This window comes from Micromonospora craniellae (genome assembly GCF_014764405.1).
Taxonomy (GTDB): domain Bacteria; phylum Actinomycetota; class Actinomycetes; order Mycobacteriales; family Micromonosporaceae; genus Micromonospora; species Micromonospora craniellae.
This window is the reverse complement of record NZ_CP061725.1, coordinates 2343504-2362838: the sequence shown is the minus strand read 5'-3', so window position 1 is coordinate 2362838 and position 19335 is coordinate 2343504. Positions and strand designations below refer to the sequence as shown.

The 19335-nt window shown below is 69.0% G+C and carries 25 protein-coding genes and 2 pseudogenes; 20 read left to right on the top strand and 7 right to left on the bottom strand.

Features of this window, described 5'->3' with window-relative positions:
- Window positions 1–88 precede the first annotated feature (88 nt).
- On the bottom strand, window positions 89–1294 hold the full coding sequence (locus tag ID554_RS10465; RefSeq protein WP_117231344.1) for a helix-turn-helix domain-containing protein: 1206 nt from the start codon (window positions 1292–1294) through the stop codon (window positions 89–91).
- Window positions 1295–1683: 389 nt separating this feature from the next.
- Between ID554_RS10465 and ID554_RS10460 the strand changes: the two genes are divergently transcribed.
- From ID554_RS10460 to ID554_RS10450, 3 genes are all read left to right on the top strand, one after another.
- Window positions 1684–1947: a DUF397 domain-containing protein gene (locus ID554_RS10460; protein ID WP_117231343.1), complete on the top strand. Its 264-nt coding sequence runs from the start codon at window positions 1684–1686 to the stop codon at window positions 1945–1947.
- 113 nt (window positions 1948–2060) lie between these two features.
- Window positions 2061–2456, top strand: a complete 396-nt coding sequence (locus tag ID554_RS10455) for a hypothetical protein (RefSeq protein WP_117231342.1) — start codon at window positions 2061–2063, stop codon at window positions 2454–2456.
- A 17-nt stretch (window positions 2457–2473) separates the two neighbouring features.
- Window positions 2474–3379, top strand: coding sequence for a JmjC domain-containing protein (locus ID554_RS10450; protein ID WP_191088776.1), 906 nt, complete (start codon window positions 2474–2476; stop codon window positions 3377–3379).
- Window positions 3380–3430: 51 nt separating this feature from the next.
- Here the strand turns inward: ID554_RS10450 and ID554_RS10445 are convergent.
- A protein-coding gene (locus tag ID554_RS10445) for an IS3 family transposase (protein ID WP_396888540.1) occupies window positions 3431–4863 on the bottom strand; the annotation gives its coding sequence in 2 pieces (ribosomal slippage) (window positions 3431–4506 and window positions 4506–4863; 1434 coding nt in all).
- Between the two features lie 291 nt (window positions 4864–5154).
- Here ID554_RS10445 and ID554_RS10440 point away from each other — a divergent pair.
- The 4 genes from ID554_RS10440 (at window position 5155) to ID554_RS10425 (ending at window position 6732) form a co-directional block, all read left to right on the top strand.
- Window positions 5155–5460, top strand: a complete 306-nt coding sequence (locus ID554_RS10440) for a hypothetical protein (protein ID WP_147333649.1) — start codon at window positions 5155–5157, stop codon at window positions 5458–5460.
- A gap of 26 nt (window positions 5461–5486) precedes the next feature.
- Entirely contained in the window at window positions 5487–5927 is a 441-nt protein-coding gene (locus ID554_RS10435) for a helix-turn-helix domain-containing protein (protein WP_191088775.1), read from the top strand.
- Window positions 5928–6013: 86 nt separating this feature from the next.
- Window positions 6014–6484 carry a hypothetical protein gene (locus tag ID554_RS10430; protein WP_158573887.1) on the top strand — a complete coding sequence of 157 codons (471 nt, stop codon included), beginning with the start codon at window positions 6014–6016 and terminating at the stop codon, window positions 6482–6484.
- Entirely contained in the window at window positions 6481–6732 is a 252-nt protein-coding gene (locus tag ID554_RS10425; RefSeq protein WP_117231332.1) for a hypothetical protein, read from the top strand. Before ID554_RS10430 ends, ID554_RS10425 begins: the two co-directional genes overlap by 4 nt.
- Here the strand turns inward: ID554_RS10425 and ID554_RS10420 are convergent.
- Entirely contained in the window at window positions 6729–6974 is a 246-nt protein-coding gene (locus ID554_RS10420) for a GntR family transcriptional regulator (protein WP_117231335.1), read from the bottom strand. The genes ID554_RS10425 and ID554_RS10420 overlap by 4 nt on opposite strands.
- 288 nt (window positions 6975–7262) lie before the next feature.
- Between ID554_RS10420 and ID554_RS10415 the strand changes: the two genes are divergently transcribed.
- From ID554_RS10415 to ID554_RS10385, 8 genes are all read left to right on the top strand, one after another.
- A complete protein-coding gene (locus tag ID554_RS10415) occupies window positions 7263–8321 on the top strand; it encodes an ABC transporter substrate-binding protein (RefSeq protein ID WP_117231333.1) in 1059 nt (352 codons plus the stop codon).
- Window positions 8322–8383: 62 nt separating this feature from the next.
- Entirely contained in the window at window positions 8384–9127 is a 744-nt protein-coding gene (locus ID554_RS10410) for an ABC transporter permease (protein WP_223884522.1), read from the top strand.
- 36 nt (window positions 9128–9163) lie between these two features.
- Complete coding sequence (locus ID554_RS10405; protein ID WP_117231334.1) at window positions 9164–9526, top strand: class I SAM-dependent methyltransferase; 363 nt, start codon at window positions 9164–9166, stop codon at window positions 9524–9526.
- Window positions 9527–9638: 112 nt separating this feature from the next.
- Window positions 9639–10556, top strand: a complete 918-nt coding sequence (locus tag ID554_RS10400; RefSeq protein ID WP_113974896.1) for an IS5 family transposase — start codon at window positions 9639–9641, stop codon at window positions 10554–10556.
- Window positions 10553–11032, top strand: coding sequence for a hypothetical protein (locus ID554_RS10395; RefSeq protein ID WP_147333559.1), 480 nt, complete (start codon window positions 10553–10555; stop codon window positions 11030–11032). Before ID554_RS10400 ends, ID554_RS10395 begins: the two co-directional genes overlap by 4 nt.
- 31 nt (window positions 11033–11063) lie before the next feature.
- Complete coding sequence (locus ID554_RS32380; protein WP_263407330.1) at window positions 11064–11186, top strand: hypothetical protein; 123 nt, start codon at window positions 11064–11066, stop codon at window positions 11184–11186.
- Window positions 11187–11276: 90 nt separating this feature from the next.
- Window positions 11277–12173: a S1 family peptidase gene (locus ID554_RS10390; protein ID WP_117230380.1), complete on the top strand. Its 897-nt coding sequence runs from the start codon at window positions 11277–11279 to the stop codon at window positions 12171–12173.
- A 243-nt stretch (window positions 12174–12416) separates the two neighbouring features.
- The gene (locus tag ID554_RS10385) at window positions 12417–12569 is read left to right on the top strand and encodes a hypothetical protein (RefSeq protein ID WP_158573816.1); all 153 of its coding nucleotides are present in this window, start codon (window positions 12417–12419) and stop codon (window positions 12567–12569) included.
- On the opposite strand, the pseudogene ID554_RS31525 reads toward ID554_RS10385, so the two are convergent.
- Window positions 12562–12813, bottom strand: a pseudogene (locus tag ID554_RS31525) (hypothetical protein); the annotation flags it as partial. The gene ID554_RS10385 and the pseudogene ID554_RS31525 overlap by 8 nt on opposite strands.
- A gap of 233 nt (window positions 12814–13046) precedes the next feature.
- Between ID554_RS31525 and ID554_RS10380 the strand changes: the two are divergent.
- From ID554_RS10380 to ID554_RS10370, 3 genes and pseudogenes are all read left to right on the top strand, one after another.
- Window positions 13047–13708, top strand: a pseudogene (locus tag ID554_RS10380) (helix-turn-helix domain-containing protein).
- The gene (locus tag ID554_RS10375) at window positions 13699–13887 is read left to right on the top strand and encodes a DUF397 domain-containing protein (RefSeq protein ID WP_117230379.1); all 189 of its coding nucleotides are present in this window, start codon (window positions 13699–13701) and stop codon (window positions 13885–13887) included. The pseudogene ID554_RS10380 and the gene ID554_RS10375 overlap by 10 nt, the downstream one beginning before the upstream one ends.
- Window positions 13888–13933: 46 nt before the next feature.
- The gene (locus ID554_RS10370) at window positions 13934–14398 is read left to right on the top strand and encodes a DUF4442 domain-containing protein (protein WP_117230378.1); all 465 of its coding nucleotides are present in this window, start codon (window positions 13934–13936) and stop codon (window positions 14396–14398) included.
- Window positions 14399–14430: 32 nt separating this feature from the next.
- Here ID554_RS10370 and ID554_RS10365 read toward each other — a convergent pair whose 3' ends face one another.
- The 3 genes from ID554_RS10365 to ID554_RS10355 are packed head-to-tail and all read right to left on the bottom strand — an operon-like array spanning window position 14431 to window position 15680.
- Window positions 14431–14907, bottom strand: a complete 477-nt coding sequence (locus ID554_RS10365; RefSeq protein WP_117230377.1) for an SRPBCC family protein — start codon at window positions 14905–14907, stop codon at window positions 14431–14433.
- Between the two features lie 22 nt (window positions 14908–14929).
- Complete coding sequence (locus tag ID554_RS10360; RefSeq protein WP_117230376.1) at window positions 14930–15259, bottom strand: ArsR/SmtB family transcription factor; 330 nt, start codon at window positions 15257–15259, stop codon at window positions 14930–14932.
- Complete coding sequence (locus tag ID554_RS10355; protein WP_117230375.1) at window positions 15252–15680, bottom strand: SRPBCC domain-containing protein; 429 nt, start codon at window positions 15678–15680, stop codon at window positions 15252–15254. The genes ID554_RS10360 and ID554_RS10355 overlap by 8 nt, the downstream gene beginning before the upstream one ends.
- Before the next feature lie 389 nt (window positions 15681–16069).
- On the opposite strand from ID554_RS10355, the gene ID554_RS10350 reads away from it, so the two are divergent.
- A complete protein-coding gene (locus ID554_RS10350; RefSeq protein ID WP_117230374.1) occupies window positions 16070–16822 on the top strand; it encodes a beta-phosphoglucomutase family hydrolase in 753 nt (250 codons plus the stop codon).
- The gene (locus tag ID554_RS10345) at window positions 16819–19194 is read left to right on the top strand and encodes a glycoside hydrolase family 65 protein (RefSeq protein ID WP_117230373.1); all 2376 of its coding nucleotides are present in this window, start codon (window positions 16819–16821) and stop codon (window positions 19192–19194) included. Before ID554_RS10350 ends, ID554_RS10345 begins: the two co-directional genes overlap by 4 nt.
- Window positions 19195–19335: the final 141 nt, after the last annotated feature.

Below are 19335 nucleotides of genomic sequence, written 5' to 3'. Positions count from 1 at the left end.
GCCTCAACTAGCTCGATCATCGGCCGGGCCTCATCCCGGGCAGCCTGAGCCCTGGCCAGATCCTCCGGGGTGTGCCGCCGTGGCTTCGTCACACGGCCAAGGCTACCCACGGGCCGGGGGTGGTGGGGGCGTGGGCGCGTAGCTCGTCCAACTCGGCTGACCGGTACCCGGCCGGCACCACCCGCAGCAGATCGGCCACGGCCACACCGACGGTCCGCACCGGGGCGGGCAGGGCAGCGACCGCGTCGAGCGCGTACCGCACCCCCTCGGCCACGTCACCGCGTCGAACCAACGACAGCCCGTAGTAGCATTGCGCCTCGCGCCACCACACAGGGATGGGCCGCAACATGGGTTCGGCCTGCTCCCATATCCGGTCAGCGGAGCGCGGTGACCCGCACCGAGATTCGAGGTAGTGGACGAAGGAGATGGTGCGGGCCGCCGGCCCGTCGGGGCTGTTGTCGTCAAGTCGGTCAGCGACGTCGAGCATCCCCGCCAGCGCACGCCGGCCACCGGGCAGATCTTCTGCGAGGGCGTGGACGTGCACCAGCGCGGAGTGCGCTTCGAGAGCGCCGAGGGATGGCCGGTCGGAAATGTCGAGGGCTTCCCGGGCATGGTCGCGCGTCTCGGTGAGGGTGTACCCCTCGAAAATCCCCCGGCTCGCGGTGCGAGCCCGGGTGAACACGCGGGCGGGGGTGTCGCCAGACCGGTCGGCGAGGGTCGCGGCGGCGCGGTACCACCCATGCGCCTCACTGATCTTGTCCTGGTTGCCCTGCCAGAGTCCGTACAACTGGCCGAGCAGGGCAGCAGCGCGTAGCCGCTCTGCCGTCGGACCCGCGTCCACGATTTGTTGCTTGCACAACATCACCTGCCCCAGCAACGCGGCACCGAACGCCGGGGACGGGTCCACGACTAGGCGGCGCGAATACTCGGTCACCGTCTGCCCCCAGTCCTCGACCTCCCCGGCACCGTCCAGCAACCCATGCCGGATCAGCTCGGCGACGGCAGTAACCCCGGCGATACCGGCCGCGCCGGTCGCGGCGGTGAGCGTGGCCAGTAGTGCACGTCGCTGCATGGTGTGGTCCTCCCCATCGAGGGCAAGCAGAGTGGTCAGCAGCGGCGCCGTGCCGAGCGCGGTGTCGTAGGCGGCCACGAGGCCGGATGTCGGTGGACGCTGACCGGATTCGACCCGGGCGATTTCCGACTTGCTGTAGTAGGTCCGTTCGGCGAGGGCTCGCAGGCTGACACCTGCCGCCTCCCGCATCGATTTCAGCACCTCACCGAACCGTTCCGCCATGCTCGCACTCCACGTGGGGACAGATAGGGACAGCATCACCCTCCCCTGCGGACAGTAGGCGGGGTGATGCTGAGCGGCAAGGACCCACCCTGGCCAACCGGTGGGTCCGACTGGATGAACGCGCCGCTGGTCGTTGACGACATTGTCGCGGCTGGTGGCCTGCGGAAGTCCGCTGGGGCTGCGGTGGCCCCGGCCACCCGAGCGCGCACTTTCCCTGGTCGCGTGCTTGCAGTGGCCACCGCAGCCCCACCAACGGTCATCGGGAGGGGCGAGCGTGCGAGTCGACCTGGACTGCCAGGGGACATGCTCCTGCTCCCCGATGGGCGCAAGTGCAACACGGGGCGGGGACCGAATCCCCGCATAGCGGCATTCCCGAAGGGAAGGCGATCATGGATCAGGGCACACCCCCGGGCAGTAACCCGGGCGCGGACGACCTGTACGCAGGCGACATCTCCAACGTCAGCCTCCGGCGGCTGTGCGGTGGGGGAATCACCAACACGATGGAGAGCTGCGTGGCGGCTGGAGTCCACCCGAACGACCCGAACGCCATCATCATCGGAGACTCGAAGCTGGGCGCCGCCTCACCGCTGCTGGTCTTCAACCGCGACGAGCTGGACAACTTCTTCGCCGCCTACCAGGCCGGCGAGATCTGATTCACCCGGGCTGGTCGCGCAGCGCGCGGCCAGCCGTCCACTCTGGGGGAATAGTGGCGACGAGGCAGCAGGATCACTGGCACGGGTACGGGCCGTGGACAGGCCGACATGAAATGTTCGACCGCAAGCACGACCACGAACGCTCACCGGGGCGGGATCTCGGTTCCGCGCAGGCGGTGGCGTTTGTCCGAGCCACGGTCCCGTCGATCGAGACAGGTCACTACCTGCTGCGTCGGTCGCAGACCGCCCGGGAGCGCACCTGGACGGACGTGGATGGCGCGCTGGGTTGGCTGGCGGAGACGTACGCCATGCACCCGCCGGACCGGACGTTGAGCTACCTGCCCCAGGAAGCGCGGCTGCATCACACCCGCACTGGTCTGATGGCCGGCAGCGACGCCGTGTGGCACTACACCACCAGCGTCGGAGCCGACCGGGTGATCGTGTACGTGGTGATCTGCTGCCCGCATCGCCACCACACCCGCACCCCGTGTCCCCTCCCACCGCACTGAAATTTTGGGAGATACCTATGTCCCTCGAACTGCTCCTTGGGTCCGAAGCCGCCCATGATCTTGTCGCGGCGTGGCCCGACCGCCCTTACACGCTTACGCTGCCCGGCGACAGCCCGATCGGCCGGGTGATCAGCGCGCAGACGATCCGGGGGTTCCTGGACACTGGCTGCGCGCCGAGTGCCTACGTCAACGTGTTCCATCGAGGCGAAGGGCTGCACCCGGCGCGGTACAGCTCCGATGACCGGGTGTTGCCGGCCTCCGCGCAGGTGCTGTTGGACAAGGGATGCACCTTTCAGTTGCGGGAGCTGAATCGATGGCACCCGCCGTTGGGCGTCTTCTGCGCGGGCATTCAGGCCGAGACTGGCTGCGCGGGGTACGTCACCGCTTTCATCACGCCGCCCGGCCACCAAGGGTTGGACTACCACTGGGACCAGTACCTCAGCATCGTCGTGCAGTTGGAAGGGTCGAAGACCTGGGAGCTGTGGAAGCCGAGAGTCGACGCGCCTTACCGTGACCACTCCATGTCGACCGACCTGTGGCAGGACGAGTGGGTTGCGCAGTGGATGCAAGCCGGCCCGGACTACGAGTTCGAGCTGACCGTTGGTGACGTGCTGGTGTTGCCGCGAGGGTGGGTACACAATCCGCACTCGCGGAACGCTTCTGAGGCCAGCGTGCACCTGACCTTCGTGTTGAAGGAGCGGGTGCCTCAATGGGTGGCCGAGCGGCTGATCGGTAGTGCGATCAACGATGTCCGCTTCCGTACCGTCATTCCGCCGTCAGGTCTTGATCCGGCGCAGATGCCGGAAACGATCAAGGGCGTGCGGGCTCTGGTGATCGACTACCTCAACGGGCTCAACGTCGAGGAGATGGTGCCGGCGTTGCGGCACGCCGCCGAGAAGGAAATGAGCCACGCCACGCTGTGACCTGTGGCTTTGTCGGGTCGGAACGTGTCAAGGGTTTGAGGCCAACGGGAGTTAAGCGGCTTGTTGTTGCGGCTGGGGCTGGGGTTGGTTGATCCAGACCTGTTCGGGCAGGTCGAGGATCTTTGGTGTGGTCCGGGTGGTGGCGCCGAACCGTTCCGGATGCGCGGCGCGGGCTGCGGCGAGAGTGTCGAGGCGTGCGGCGTGGACTTGGTGGTGGCGGCCGTGGTGGACGTCGGCGGGGGTGTGCAGGCCGATTCCGGAGTGCCGGTGGGCGTGGTTGTACCAGGTGACGAAGTCGTTCATGAACGCTCGGGAGTGGGCGAGCGACGCGAACCGGTTGGGGAAGACCGGCGCGTACTTCAACGTCTTGAACCATGCTTCGCTGTACGGGTTGTCGTTGGACGTCTTGGGCCGCGAGTGCGAGCGGGCTACCTGAAGGTCTTCGAGCAGGTCAGCGACCGATTTCGAGGTCATAGACGTGCCCCGGTCGGCGTGGACCACGTGGGGGACGCCGTGGACGTCGAACACCTCGCGCATCATGTTCTCGGCAAGCGGGCCGGACTCGCGGGCGTGCACGCGGACGCCGACGATGTACCGGGAGTAGACGTCGATCATCACGTACGCGTCGTAGTAGATCCCTTTCACGGGGCCAGCGAGTTTCGTGATGTCCCACGTGTAGACCTGCCGCGGCGCGTCGGCGACCAGCTCCGGGCGCTGCCGGGCCGGGCGCCGGGCCTGCCGGCGACGCTCGCGGACCTGCTCGTGTTCGCGCAAGATCCGGTACATGGTGGCGATCGAGCCGACGTACACACCCTGATCCAGCAGCGCCGCGTAGATCTGCGCCGGGGCCGCGTCGACGAACTCCGGGCTGTTCACCAGCCGCAGCACATGCTCCCGCTCGGCCAGGGTGAGCGCGTTCGCTGGCGTGCGTCGCATCGGCCGGGCCGGTGTCGGACGCCGCCGGTCCCGATCCGCGCTGGACCGAGCGATCCCGGTCAGCCGCTTCGCCTCCCGCGTCGGGACCTTCGCGCTGGTCAGCTGGTGGTAGGTGTCCATCAGCGTCTGCCGAGCCCGAACACGTCCGGACCGTCCGGCTCGCTCCTGGAGATGTCCTCCAAGAGCTCGCGCGCTTTTCCCATGATCGTCAACGCCGTCTCCGTCCGCGCCAACTTCGCCTGCGCCAGTTCCAGCTCACGGCGCAACCGGGCGATCTCCGCCTGCTCCGCCGACGGCCGCCCTACCGTCTGCCCAGCCGGCTTGCCCTGCAACAACCCGGCGTCACGGGCCCGGCGCCACTCCGACATCAACGACGAGTACAAGCCCTCACGCCGCAGGAACGCCCCACCGTCACCGGCCGCGACGGCCTTCTCGTATCCGGCCAGTAGCTCCAACTTCTGACCCGGGGTGAACGACCGGCGGGCACGCGGACCACCCGAACGCGGTCCCTTCTTACGACTCATGACCCCATCCTCGGCCACGGCCATGTCAACAGCAGTAGTCAACGCTTCTCAATCCTCAACTCGCCCTGTCCGGCGGACTTGCTATGAACCGCTGGCCTCAACTCACCCTGGCAGACAGGGGGTGTCCGGGGGCGAACCAGGCCGGGAGCGGGGACCACTGACACCGCTGTCGCCAAACTCTCCGCGCTAGCGATCGTCGCCGACCATTCCAACCGTGCCCGATCTGCCACGTCTCCGCGTGCAAGACACGCGCCACCGCAGTCGACTTCCTCATCATCGTCGGCGCGGTGCTACAGCAAGAAAGGAGCGACGAGGATGTCTCCGCTTCCCGTGGTCAGTCCGGTGCAGCGGCGGTCTGATGAGATAGCCGCCAGCTACGCCTACGAGCCGGGGGCTCTGGTCTGGGTGTGGGCGCCACGCGACGCGCAGTGGTGTCCCGGCCGTATCGAGAACCGCTCTGCTGTCGCGGTGCTGGCAACGTACCGGCGTCCCGGCGGTGCCACCGGTGTCGACTCGGTGTTGCCGCGTGACGTGATGGCGCGTACCGACCCTGACCCGATCTTCGACCGGGTCGACGGTGCACTGCCGCTCCGGTCGGTTGCGTCGACCGTCCCAGCATGATCACCTCGCGACGGACGGAGCAGCGGATGGATCATCCTGACTTCAATGGGCTGCACGCGAAGTTGACCAGCATTGAGGATGTCGTGCAGGCGATCGTGTGCCTCATTGCCGATCCGCCCGGCGACCAGGCGGCGTTGCGGCAGCAGGTGCGTGGGCTGGTTGAGCAGGGTCGTCGGTTGCCTCGTGTGGTGCCTGGTCAGGAGTTGCGTGGTTACCGGCACGAGCTTCAGCGGATGCGTCGCGCTCGTGGCCTCACCGGCCGTCAGGTCGCGGCCGAGGCAGGCTGGGTGACCTCGAAGGTCTACCGGATCGAGCAGGGGCAGTGCGGCGTCAGCGTGACGGACATGCGGTTCTTGGCGCGCCTGTACGGCGCGGACGAGGCGACGGTGCGGCGGCTCGTGGACGAGTCGCGGCAGGGCTGGACCATCGGTCGACGCCTGCCGAACCGCACCCACGCGCCGACCTGATCGGCCCGCCGCGCACCGGCGCGTTCATGGTGCCGCAGGCGTAACGAGCGAAGACCCCACGACTGATGGCAAGAGGAGTACCGACGATGCCTTCCACCCCCGTTGCCAGTCCGTCGCAGGGCGACGCGCGGTGGTGTCCCGGCCAGATCAATGCCAGCTCGCCGTTCGCGGTGCTGGTGACCTACCGGCGTCCCGGTGGCGGCACTGCCGTCGATTCGGTGTCGCCGTCCCTTCTACGGACAGGACTACAGCACATGGATCATCCGGACTGGTGTGACCCGAGCCAGTGCATCCCTGGCAGCAGGGTGTTCGACCCGGCAGCGCCGCCGCCAGCACACCGAGGCACCCTTTACACCTGCTCGCCGTTGCCGGGTAGGCAGGGGCCGACGGTCGCCGCGCAGCTGGTGCGGTTCGTCGAGGATCCCGACGGGGTTCTGTTCGCTCGTCTGCTGGTGGGTGACGGCGTTGACGGCAGTGACTCCTACTACCTGCCGGTGCGGCAGGCCGAGGAGTTGACCACCGCGTTGGTGAAGATTTTGCGAACAGCGCGGTCATGACAGCCGAGGACGGCGAGGACGCCGCCGTCAGGCGGGTGGTGCTGGCGGTCCCGCACGGTGGCAGCACCGTGTCCGTGCGGGTGGACTACGCGAGCCTGGTCTACGGGGCGACGGTGGAGGTCGCCGGTTGGCGGCTGTCCACCGTCACCGGTGGACCTGTCGCACGTGTGTGGGCCAGCTTCGATGCCAGGGAGCTACCCGGCATGCTCGTCGACCTCGACGCTGGCACGTGGAAGCCGCCGGCCTAGTCGTCCTTGCCCGTCTCGGCGACGTACACGCCGCGCCCCTGGTGGCCTTGCAGGATGCCCCGTTCCTGTAGCCGGGAGAGGGCTTGACGCACTGTGTGCGCGGCGCAGGCGTACTGCTCGCGTAGCTCGGCGGTGGAGGGGATCTTCTCGCCGGGCTTGAGGTCGCCGCGCTCGATGGCTGTCTCTAGGTCACGCATGATGCGCCGGTAGACCGGCTCGGCCGGTTGGGATGGTGCAGGCATTGTGATCTTGTCCCCTTGTGTAGGTGGCCCTATGGCACCACAGCCGACCTGCGCAAGCAAGACGACCAAGTCGGCATAGGCAGACATTGCTTGTACGTCTATGTTGACTTGTACGGCATAGCTGCATATTGTTCGCGTCGGCCCACCGCCCCGGCCCTTGCGGAGGAAATCGGGATTCAGGCGCGGACCGGGTCACGTCCTGCTCTCCCCACCCACCTGCGGCATACCCCCCGTGAGCTGGGTCGGGTGGGGAGAGCAGTCCATCCCCAAACCCCGTCGGCTCGCGCTATGCGCGAGTCGCGCTTCTACCTGAGCGAGGCACCCATGGGCATCACTCGTCGCCGCCTGGCCACCGCCGGAGCCGCCGTCCTTGCCGGCACCGTCCTGACCACCGTCACCGGCTGCGCCCGAGACAGGACCAACAGCTCCACCGCCGACAAGGTCCGGGTTCTGACGGGGGCGGGTTTCCAGGGCCGGGAGGCGCCGCTGCTGGTGGCGCGGGCGCAGGGGTGGTTCCAGGAGGAGGGGCTCGATGTGGAGGTGCTGCCGGGGAAGGGCAGTGGGGAGAACCTGAAGCTGTTGGCCGCCGGTGAGGTCGATGTCGCGACGTTGGATGTCAGTGCGGCGATGATCGAGGCGAGTAAGCCCGACGGGATCCGTGACTTCCGGCTGACCACGGTGTTGCACCAGCGGAACCTGGCCTGCTTCGTCGCGCTGAGGTCGAGCGGGATCAGGGTGCCCCGCGACTTCGAGGGTAAGCGGTTGTCGTACCTGCCGGGCGGGATCAACTACGTGCTGTTCCCGACGTACGCCCGGCTGGCGGGCTTCGACCCGTCCGGCGTGGAGTGGGTCGGTAACCCGGTGGCGCCGCAGCACGCGGCGTTACTCGCTGCGCGGCAGGTCGACGCGATCAGTCAGTTCGTGCCGGCGGTGGAGTCGGTGCGGTCGGTGGCCAAGCAGGATCTCGTGGTGTTCCCGTTCAGCGACTACATCGGTGATCTCCACGGGTCGGCGATGGCGGTGTCCACGCAGACCGGGCAGCGGCGGGCCGATGTCGTCCGCCGCTTCAACCGGGCCCTGCTGGCCGGGTTGGACTACTGCAGACGAAACCCGGAGGCGGCCGGCACGGTGTATGCCGGGCAGCCGGAGACGCAGGGTCAGCAGGCCACCCTCGCCACCGCCGAGCTGACCGCGTTGAAGGGCTACGTCACGCCGGTCACCGACGGGCAGATGGGTCACTTCGACCTCGGCCGGGTAGCCCGCAACATCGCGATCCTGCACGCCGCCGGTGCCCTCGGGCCGGGGCTGACGCCGGACGACATCATCGCCCCCGACCTCGCCGGCTGACCCAAGGCCCAGAACCTGTGACAGACCTTCTAGCGTCATTCACCGGTCGTCTCAGAGCGGCCGTGGCGGGGGCGGTCGCGCCGCTGGCGGGCATGGTCGGACTGGTCGCCGGCTGGTGGGCGGCCGTGGAGTTGCTGGACGTGGCCCCGTACGTGGTACCGGCACCACCAGCGGTCGCCGCCGCCATCCGGGACCAACCCGGCTACCTGCTGCACCACGCGGGCGTCACCCTCGCCACCGCGATGGCCGGCTACGCCCTGGCCATCGCCACCGCCCTGGCACTCGGCATCGTCCTGGCGATGTCCCGCCGCCTCGCCCAGGCGGTGACACCGACCCTGCTGATCCTCAGCACCATCCCGAAACCCGCCCTGGTACCGGTCCTGATCATCGCACTCGGATTCGGCACCGGACCGAAGATCGTCCTGGTCTGGCTGATGTGCTTCCTCCCGATCGCACTCGCGACCACCGCCGGACTCACCACCACCCCAACCGAACTGGTCGAACTGGCCCGATCCCTCACTGCCTCCCGCTGGCGAACCTTCGCCACGATCCGCCTACCCGCAGCCCTGCCACACCTATTCAACGGACTACGAATCGCGTTACCGCTAGCGCTGATCGGCGCCGTCGTGTCCGAGTTGTTCGGCGGGCTCGCCGGACTCGGTGTCGTCATCCAGAACGCCGGCACCCGCGCCGACCTCGCGTTCGCCGCCATCACCCTGCTCGCCGCGATGAGCACCGCCCTGTTCGGGCTACTCACCCTCACCTGCCGCGCGGCAGCCCCGTGGGTCCGCGACACCACCGCCTGACCATCTGCCCCTACACACCCCCCGATGGAGCGCCCCATGTCTACGTCCACGTCCGGTTACCTCTTCCAGGACAGCCCAGCCGCCGACAGCAGTGGCGGCGCGGTGATGCTCGACGCGCTGGCCGGCACCTACGACCCGATCTCCCGACAACGGATCCGCCACGTCGGCGTACGAGCCGACGCCCGCTGCCTGGTCATCGCCGTCGGCGCCAGCAGCATCGCCGCGACCCTCGCCGAAATGGCCCACAAAGGCGAGGTCACCGCCACGGATCTCGACCTCACCCCGTGCCGCCGACACCCCCGCGTCACGCTGCTCCGCCACGACATCGTCACCGACCCACTACCGCCAGGCCCCTTCCACATCATCCACGTCCGTCTGCTCCTAGGCCGTGTGTCATAAGTGCCCGTGGCCCTGCTGTGAGGTGATCGGCTGGGTGTGTCGGTGATCGATATGCGGTGAGGTCTCCGGTAGATGGGTTATCGACCAAGACAACCATCTGCACGGAGACCTCGTGGCCAGCGTAGCGGTGACGAGGCGGCACGACCTGACCGACGCGCAGTGGGCGGTGCTGGAGCCGTTGCTGCCCGGGCGGAAGAAGCCGGGTCGGCCGCCGAAGTGGAGCAAGCGGCAGCTCATTGACGGGATCAGGTGGCGGGTCCGTACGGGTGCGCCGTGGCGGGACGTGCCGGACTGCTATGGGCACTGGCGGACGGTGTACGGGCTGTACCGGCGCTGGCAGCGGGCGGGGGTGTGGGCGGGGATCCTGGCCGGGTTGCAGGGTAGGGCCGACGCGCTCGGGTTGATCTCCTGGGACGTGAGTGTGGACTCCACGATCGTGCGGGCGCATCAGCACGCCGCCGGCGCCCGCCGGGGCAGTCACACGCAGGTCGAGCCGCCGGGCGGCAGCAGCGCCGCCGAGCCGGCGGATCACGCGCTGGGCCGGTCCCGGGGCGGTCTGACGACCAAGCTGCACCTGGCCTGCGAGCAGGGCCGCATGGTGCTGGCGTTCGTCATCACCGGTGGGCAGCGCGGCGACAGCCCGCAGTTCACCACTGTGCTGGACCGCATCCGGGTGCCTCGTCTCGGTGTCGGGCGGCCCCGGTGTCGGCCGCAGCGGGTCCTGGCGGACAAGGCGTACAGCAGCAAGGCCAACCGCGGCTACCTGCGGCGCCGTGGTATCGGCTGTGTCATCCCGGTCAAGGCCGACCAGGCCGCGAACCGTCGTAAGAAGGGCTCGGCGGGTGGCCGGCCACCCGCCTTCGACCCCAGCGCATACCGGCAGCGTCACGCCGTGGAGTGCGGCATCAGCCTGCTCAAACAGCACCGTGCCGTGGCTACCCGCTACGACAAACTCGCAGTGCGCTACGAAGCCACCGCCACCATCAGCATGATCGACAACTGGCTCCGGCGCCTCGAACGGCACTTATGACACACGACCTAGGACATCTCCCGGCGCGCGAGCGGGAGGCAACCCTCGACCGACTCGTTGACGCGCTCGCACCCGAGGGCCTGTTGGTAGTGGAGGAATTCGAGCCGACCTGGCAAACCGCCGTGCTGTCCGCCCCCGACCTCGACGAGGCCGACCACCTCTTCAACGCCTACCACCAGGCGTTCCAAGCCGCTCTCGCCGGGTCCGGTAACGACCCCCGCTGGGGACGCCACGCCCACCACGCACTACGCAGCCGCGGCCTGACCGTCGACACCGAGGGCACCACCAGGACGTGGACCGGTGGCAGCCCCGCCTGTCTGCTGCCGCACGCCACCGCCGCAGTCATCCGTGACCGGCTCATCGCCGCCGGCATGCCTGGCCCCGACATCGACGCCTTCCGACAGCTCCTGCTCGATCCCGACCTGATCGTCAAAAGCAACCTCGCGCTGTCCCACATCGGACGCCGCGCCGGCTGACAACCGCCGCCGGATTCGGGCCGGAAGCCTCGTGCTGATCCTCGCCATCGCCTGCGCCGTCCTGCTGGCAGAACACCACTCCTGGCTCACCAAAGCCGCCAACGTCATCCGCTTCACGATCCCGATCGTCCTGAAACACCTGGGCGACCTGTAAACCCTCCCCGCCCGGCACGCACCGTGCCACGGGAGAAGGCAACCCGGCATCGTGCCGGGCCGTGAAACCACACCATCGAGAAAGGGCTCCATGAACCTCCTCACACGGTCGATCATCGCGGCGGTCACGCTCACCGGCGTTCTCGCTGGCACGGCGGCACCGGCCTCCGCGATCGTCGGCGGGCGTAACGCCACCCAGACCTATCCCGGCGTCACGAGCATCCAGGTCGAATTCCTCGGCCTCGGCACCGGTCTGTGCGGCGGCACCCTGATCCACCCCTCCTGGATCCTGACCGCAGCCCACTGCGTCAGCGATCAGACCGCCGCGTCCAACCCCGTCGCGACGCCCGGCGACACCATCACCGCCCGCGTCGCCAGCAGCAACCGCACCACCGGCGGCCAGGTCATCACCGGCAAGAAGGTCTACCTGCACCCGACATGGGCATGGGGCGCGAACGCACCCACCGGCCCGATCGCGGACCTCGCCCTGGTCGAACTCACCACGCCGGCACGGGCACCGCTGATGCCACTGGCCGTCCGCCAGGCGCCCGAGCAGAGCCAGGTCCGGCTCGTCGGGTGGGGCCTCACCCAGTTCCCACCCGCACCCGGAGCCACGCCCCCGGCCATGCTCCAGGAGCGAGACAGTCGCCATCTCCCGGCCGCCGCCTGCGCGACCGGCATGATCAGCACCGGCGAGGTCTGCTACGACACCAGCGCCTGCTTCGGCGACTCCGGCAGCTCCGCCCTCCACAAACACACCGCCCTGGGCACGCGTGCGCTGTGGACCGCGACCGGCGTCGCCAGCCGCGAAACCACCCCCGACAACCCCTGCGACGCCCCCACCATCTACACCGACCCCACCCACACACCCTTCGCCACCTGGATCTACACCACGATCCTCACCCGCAAGAACCAGCCCCGCCCACCCCTGCGAGCCACGGCCACGAACAACCTCACGACCACAATGAAGATCAAGAGCCTTCAATAGCCTGACGGTAGGGACCTCCGGCCCGCCTGCCCCTGCCACACAGGGGCAGGCGGGTACCGGTAACGCCGCCGCCACGACTCGGCACTCGAATCAGGTCGCATGCATGCATGCGAGCTGCGGAGTCTCACCTCTGGCGGCCTCGCGGCGATATGCCTCGCGGTGGTGCAACCCAGCGTCTCGTCCCGACCCGCGCTCGCGCAGAGCATCGCCGTCGCTATCCACCATGTCCGAAGGAACCCGCTGATGACGCGCCTGATGATCGCGACCAACAACTACGAGGCGGGCGGCTACCGCGACGGCACCTTCACCATGAAGCCCCTGCAACAGACCTTCTCTGTCCTCGATATTGCGCCCGCGATCATCCTGTTCTGTGAAGCCAAGTACTACCGGGGTTGAGGCGGTAGAGGTCGCGGGTGGCCTCGTAGAACAGGCCCGACAGGTAGATCGACAGGCCGATCTCGTTGCGGCCGTACTCGGCCTTCAAGAGGATGCGCGCGGTCGCGCACGGCCACGGGTGCCCGCAGGCCCGGCAACACCACATCGGGCGCAGCGGGGTGTGCGGTTTCTCGTGCAGGGGGTACGCCCGAGGCCGGTCCGGCGGCGGCCCGTCACCCGGTTGCGGCAACTGGTGAATGATTATCGAAAACTCCTCTGCGCGGATGCTGTGCTCCGGGTGGAGCGCCTGACCTGGGTCGGGGCCCGTCCAAGCGGGGGACGAGCGGACGGGCCCCGACAGAAATCCCCACGATCTGCCGCAATCGGGGAACTTTCTACGTGACAGTCTGGTGAGGACACCACTACTTTCGGAAGGGAATCACCCTCCACCAGCCCGGCCGTACGAGCCGGTCGTCACCGAAGTGCAGAGGTGTGCAGATGGATCGGTTGCCCATGTTGGAGCTGTTCGCCGGTGAGTTACGTCGGCTGCGGACCAAGGCAGGCATCTCCCAGGAGGCGCTCGGCCAACAGATCAGCTATTCGGCCTCACTCGTCGCCTCGGTCGAGCAGTGTCGTCGGGCTCCCCGGGAGGAGTTCACCGTGCGCTGCGACGACGTCCTGCACGGCGAGGGGCTGCTGGTCCGGATCCGGGAGGCGATCCTCAAGGAGAGCCTGATGCCGTGGTTCCGCGAGTGGGTCACGATCGAGCAGGAGGCGACCTCCCTGTGCAGCTTCCAGCCGTTGGTGGTGCCGGGGCTGCTCCAGACCGAGGGGTACGCTCGCGCGCTCTACGAGGGCGCGAGCCATCTCGTCGGCGACCAGGTCGAGGCGCCGCTGGCCGCCCGGCTCGCAAGGTGCACCTGCACGTCGTGCCGAAGGGGGTGGGCGCCTATCCGGGGCTCAACGGCGCCTTCGTGATCGCCACCCCGCCGGAGGGTGACGACATCGCCTACCTCGACAACCAGATGCGCGGCACCATCGTGGAGTGCACTGTGGACGTAAACTCCCTTCGGCAGACCTGGGAGGCTGTTCGGGCCGAGGCGTTACCCCAGGGAACCACCCTCACAATGATCTCGGAGGCGGCGGAAGCATGGACCTGACCGGCGCGATCTGGCGCAAGAGCACCCGCAGCAGTGGCAACCAGGGCGACTGTGTCGAGGTGGCCGACAACCTGGCGCAGGTCGTCGGGGTGCGCGACAGCAAGGACCGGCAGGGGCCGGTGCTCACCTTCACGCCCGAGACCTGGCGAGCCTTCGTGCAGTCCACCAAGACACGCTGACCGGGTTCGCCTTGTCGGTCAAGTTACTTGCCGGTAGCGTTCGGGCATGACCATCGACTCGCGGCAGGTGGCCGCCGGCATGCTTCAGGCGGTGCCCTTCGCCCGTACGCTCGGCTTCGAATTCGTCGAGGTGGCCCCGGAGGCGGAAGGCTCGGTCCGGGCCGTGGTGCGCTTGCCCGACTCGCCGGCCACCCACAATCACGTCGGCGGGCCGCACGCCGGGGCCGTGTTCACCCTCGGCGAGACCGCCTCTGGCGCGGTGGTGATGGCCGTGTTCGGCCACCTGCTCGACCGGGCCACGCCGCTGGCGGTGCGCGCCGAGATCGCGTACCGCAAACTCGCCCTGGGGGCGGTGCTGGCCACGGCGCGGCTCGGTCGCCCGCCGGCCGAAGTGATCGCGGAGCTGGAGGCCGGCGGGCGACCGGAGTTCCCGGTACGCGTGGAAATCGCCACCGAGGAGGGCAAGCCGACCTCGGAGATGACCGTCATCTGGACGCTGCGCCCGAACTGACGCAAGGGGCCTGGTCAGGCTGACGAACAGGGTCAGTGGCGCTGCTGCAACGCTTCGGCGTTGCGTACCTCGTTGTTGCGGTCGCCGCTGCCGGTGGCGATCAGGGTCTTGAGGCTGCTGCCCACGTAGCCGCCCCAGGCGTTCGCGCAGACGTCGTAGCACTCGTGGTGCCGGGTCAGGCCCACGTGCGTGAAGCGCAGCCGGGTGCCCTCGCCCTCGGGGGAGATGTCGAAGCGGATCCGGGTGTCGGTCCGCTCCTGCGGGTCGGCGGTGAAGTTGAAGTAGCCCTCCACGCAGAGCCACTCGACCGTCTCGCCGGGCACGAACTCCACGATCTTGAACCGGTGCCGGTGGATGTCCTGGTAGTGGTAGGAGAACTCGGCACCGGCGACGTCGGTCGGCCCGTCGATGTCCGTCGACCACCAGCCGCGTACGTTGTTGACGGCGTCGAACACCTCCATCGGGGTCTGGTCGACCACGTTAGTGGTGGTGAAACTTCGCTCGGTCATGGGGCCTGTCTTTCGATCGGTGTCATTCGAGGTGTGTGCGGAGGGCGGCGAGCGGGCCGTCCCAGTCGCGGGCCAGGGCGGCCAGGAACCGCTGGGCGACCTGCATCGGCGCTGATCGCAGGGAGTACCGGACCCGGCGGCGCTCGCCCGGCTCGGCGCTCACCAGGCCCGCCTCGGCGAGCAGGGCGAGGTGCTTGGCGATCCCCTGCCGGGTGATCGGCAGCCGGGTGGCGAGGTCGGTGGCGGTGGCCGGGCCGCCCTCGGCCAGGGAGGCGAGGATGGCGCGCCGGTTCGGGTCGGCCAGGGCGACGAAGACCGCCTCCGCGACGGCCTCGGACGCGGGGTCAGTCATGGAGATAGGCGACCAGCTCGTCTAGCTCGCTCGCCCAGCCCCGGGTGTTGCCGGCGAACGCCACGTCGTGTTCGTCCGGGCCGAGCTGCGCGAACCCGGTCTCGACCACGGTGAGGCTGGTGCCGTCGCCGTCGGGGTTCAGCGTGAACTCGACGTACGTGCGGCGCGGATCGTCGGCGGGCAGGCCGTGCACGGGCCAGGTGTAGCCGAAGATCGTCTTCGGTTCGAGTCGCTCGATCCGCAACTGCGACCGCTCGCCGCTGTCCCAGGCGACCGTGGCGATGCCGCCGACACGCAGGTCCACCTCGGCGCGCTGGCCGAACCAGGTGCCGAGCCCTTCCGCGCTGGTGATCGCGGCCCACACGTCGTCGACCGGGCGGGCTATCCGCACGGTGCGTTCGATCCGGTCGGGAAATCCCATCGTCGCGACCCTTCTGTAGCAACCAGTAGGTTGCTACAGAAGCTATGGCAACTATCCGGTTGCGTCAACCGGGGCGGTCGACCTCGTCACGATTCGACGGCTTGGGTGCCGTCATCACGGCCGCCCACTTCATCCGGGAACTCACGACGAGCACCTTTTCGTCGGCGCTTCCAAACAATGCTGGACAACGAGACTCCCCGTGATGACTCGCTTCACGATGCTTGCTGCGAGGAACGCATGAGTCCGATTCACCTTCGGCAACTCGAGGCGCGAATCGCTGGAACGAAGGCGGCCAATCGGAGCATTCGGGGCGCCGGCTGCCAGCGGAGGGCACGCCCGGGTCGGTAGAGGTGCGTTTGCCCGTACGCCCTGGTGGATAGATTGGTACGGTGCTCGGCCTGCCTGATCATGTGACCGCATGTCTCTTCGACCTGGACGGTGTGCTGACGCAGACCGCCCGGCTGCACAACGCCGCCTGGACCGAGACCTTCGACGACTTCCTGCGGCGGCACGCGGCCACCACCGGTGAGCCCTTCCGCCCGTTCGACCCGGGTCCGGACTACCACCGCTACGTCGACGGGCGGCCCCGCCTGGACGGCGTACGCACCTTCCTCGCCTCACGCGACATCACGCTGCCGGAGGGTACGCCGGAGGACCCGCCCGGCGCGCAGACCGTGTACGGCCTGGGGAACCGCAAGAACTCGCTGGTGCTGGAACGGATGCGTACCGCCGGTGTGGACGTCTATCCGGGCTCGGTGACCTACCTCAAGGCGGTACGCGACGCGGGGCTGCGTCGGGCGGTGGTCACCGCCAGCGCCAACGGCCGGGACGTGGTGGCCTCCGCTGGGCTGGAGCCACTGCTGGAGGCCCGGGTGGACGGACTGACCGCACAGGCCGAGGGGCTGCGCGGCAAGCCGGCGCCGGACACCTTCCTCGCCGGGGCGAAGCTGCTCGGCGTCGATCCCGCGAACGCGGTGGTGTTCGAGGACGCGCTGGCCGGTGTCGCCGCCGGGAAGGCCGGCGGATTCGGGTACGTGGTGGGGGTGGACCGGGCCGGTCAGGCCGACGAGTTGAGGGCACACGGCGCCGACGTGGTGGTCGACGATCTCGCCGACCTGCTCGCCGCCGGAGGGCACGAATGATCCGGGAGCGGGCGTACCCGGTCGAGCCGTGGCACGTGCGGGAGACCCGGCTCGACATGGATGTGCTCGCCCAGTCCGAGTCGGTCTTCGCCCTCTCCAACGGGCACGTCGGGTTGCGCGGCAACCTGGACGAGGGCGAACCGCACGGGTTGCCCGGCACATACCTCAACTCGTTCTACGAGTTGCGCCCGCTGCCGTACGCGGAGGCGGGTTTCGGCTTTCCGGAGTCCGGTCAGACCATCGTCAACGTCACCAACGGCAAGCTGATCCGGCTGCTCGTCGACGACGAGCCGCTCGACGTGCGCTACGGCGAACTGCTCGCCCACGAGCGGGTACTCGACATGCGCGCCGGCACCCTGCACCGCTCCCTGCACTGGCGCTCCCCGGCCGGGCGTGAGGTGCGAGTCAACACCACCCGGCTGGTCTCCTTCCGGCAGCGCTCGGTCGCCGCCATCCGGTACGAGGTGGAGGTGGCCGACGGCAAGCCGTTGCGGCTGATCGTGCAGTCGGAGCTGGTGGCCAACGAGACGCTGCCGCCGCAGAGCCGCGATCCCCGCGTCGCCGCGGTGCTGGAGTCGCCGTTGGAGGCGGAGGAGGAGCTGACGACCTCCGACGGCGGGCTGCTGATCCACCGGACCAAGGTGTCCGGCCTGCGGGTCGCCGCCGCGATGGAGCACGAGATCGAGTCGCCCGCGCGGACCACGGTGGAGTCCGAGGGGTACGAGGACTGGGTGCGGACGACCGTCGGCTGTGTGCTGGAGCCGGGCCAGACGCTCCGCGTGGTGAAGTACCTGACCTACGGCTGGTCCAGCCGCCGCTCGCTGCCGGCCGTGCGCGACCAGGTCGGCGCCGCCCTCGCCGCCGCGAAGCTGGACGGCTGGCACGGGTTGGTCCGCGAGCAGCGCGAATATCTGAACGAGTTCTGGGACGCCGCCGACGTGGAGGTCGACGGCGACCCGGAGGTGCAGCAGGCGGTCCGGTTCGGGCTGTTCCACGTGCTCCAGGCCGGTGCCCGCGCGGAGCGGCGGCCGATCAGCGCCAAGGGGCTCACCGGCCCCGGGTACGACGGCCACGCGTTCTGGGACACCGAGATGTTCGTGCTGCCGGTGCTGACGTACACCCATCCGGCGGCGGTGCGGGACGCGTTGCACTGGCGGTACTCCACCCTGGAACAGGCACACGAGCGGGCCCGCACACTCAACCTGCAGGGCGCGGCCTTCCCCTGGCGCACCATCGAGGGACCGGAGTCGTCCGGCTACTGGCCTGCGGGCACGGCGGCGTTCCACATCGCCGCCGGCATCGCCGACGCGATGCGGCGGTACGTGCTGGTCAGCGGTGACCGCGAGCTGGAGCGGGAGATCGGACTGACCCTGCTGGTGGAGACCGCGCGGCTGTGGCGTTCGCTCGGGCACCACGACCGCAACGGCCAGTTCCACATCGACGGGGTGACCGGCCCGGACGAGTACACCGCGGTGAAGAACGACAACATCTACACGAACCTGATGGCGCAGCGGAACCTGCAGACCGCCGCCGAGGTGGCGATGCGCTACCGCGACGAGGCGCACCACCTCGGGGTCACCGACGAGGAAGCCGCCGCCTGGCGGGACGCCGCCTCCGCCATGCACATCCCCTACGACGAAGAGCTCGACGTGCATCAGGAGGTGGAGGGCTTCACCCGGCTGGAGGAGTGGGACTTCGCGGGCACCCCGTCGGACAAGTACCCGCTGCTGCTGCACTACCCGTACTTCGACCTGTACCGCAAGCAGGTGGTCAAGCAGGCCGACCTGGTGCTGGCGATGCACTGGCGCGGGGACGCGTTCACGCCCGAGGAGAAGCTGCGCAACTTCCTCTACTACGAGCGGCGTACCGTCCGGGACTCCTCGCTCTCCGCCTGCACCCAGGCGGTGCTGGCGGCCGAGGTCGGCTACTCGGAGCTGGCGCACAGCTATCTGCGCGAGGCCGCGCTGATGGACCTGCACGACCTGAACGAGAACACCCGCGACGGGGTGCACATGGCGTCCCTCGCCGGGGCGTGGATCGCGCTGGTCGCCGGCTTCGGGGGCCTTCGGGACCACGACGGGGTGCCGTCGTTCGCACCGCGACTGTCGAGCCGGTTGGGGCGGTTGGCCTTCTCGCTCCAGTGGTGCGGGATGCGGCTACGGGTCGACGTGCGTCCGCACGAGACGACGTACTCGCTGCACCACGCCGCGCACGACGCGGCGATGGAGGTCCGCCACTACGGCAAGTCGATCCGCGTCACCTGCGACGAGTCGGTCACCGTACCGATCCCACCGGCTGCCGGCGACCTGCCGGCGCCGGAACAGGCTGCCGGCCGGGCACCGCTGCTCCGGCTCCCGGAACAGCCCACCTGAGACGCGCCGTGTCGACCGGCAGGTCGCCGGTCGACGCGGAAAGCTCAGATCGGCTCGCCCTGGGAGGGACGGCCGGTGGCGTCGTGCGGCGTCCTCGCCCGGGGATCGTCGGCGGAACGTGCCTGGGCCGCGTCGTCCGCC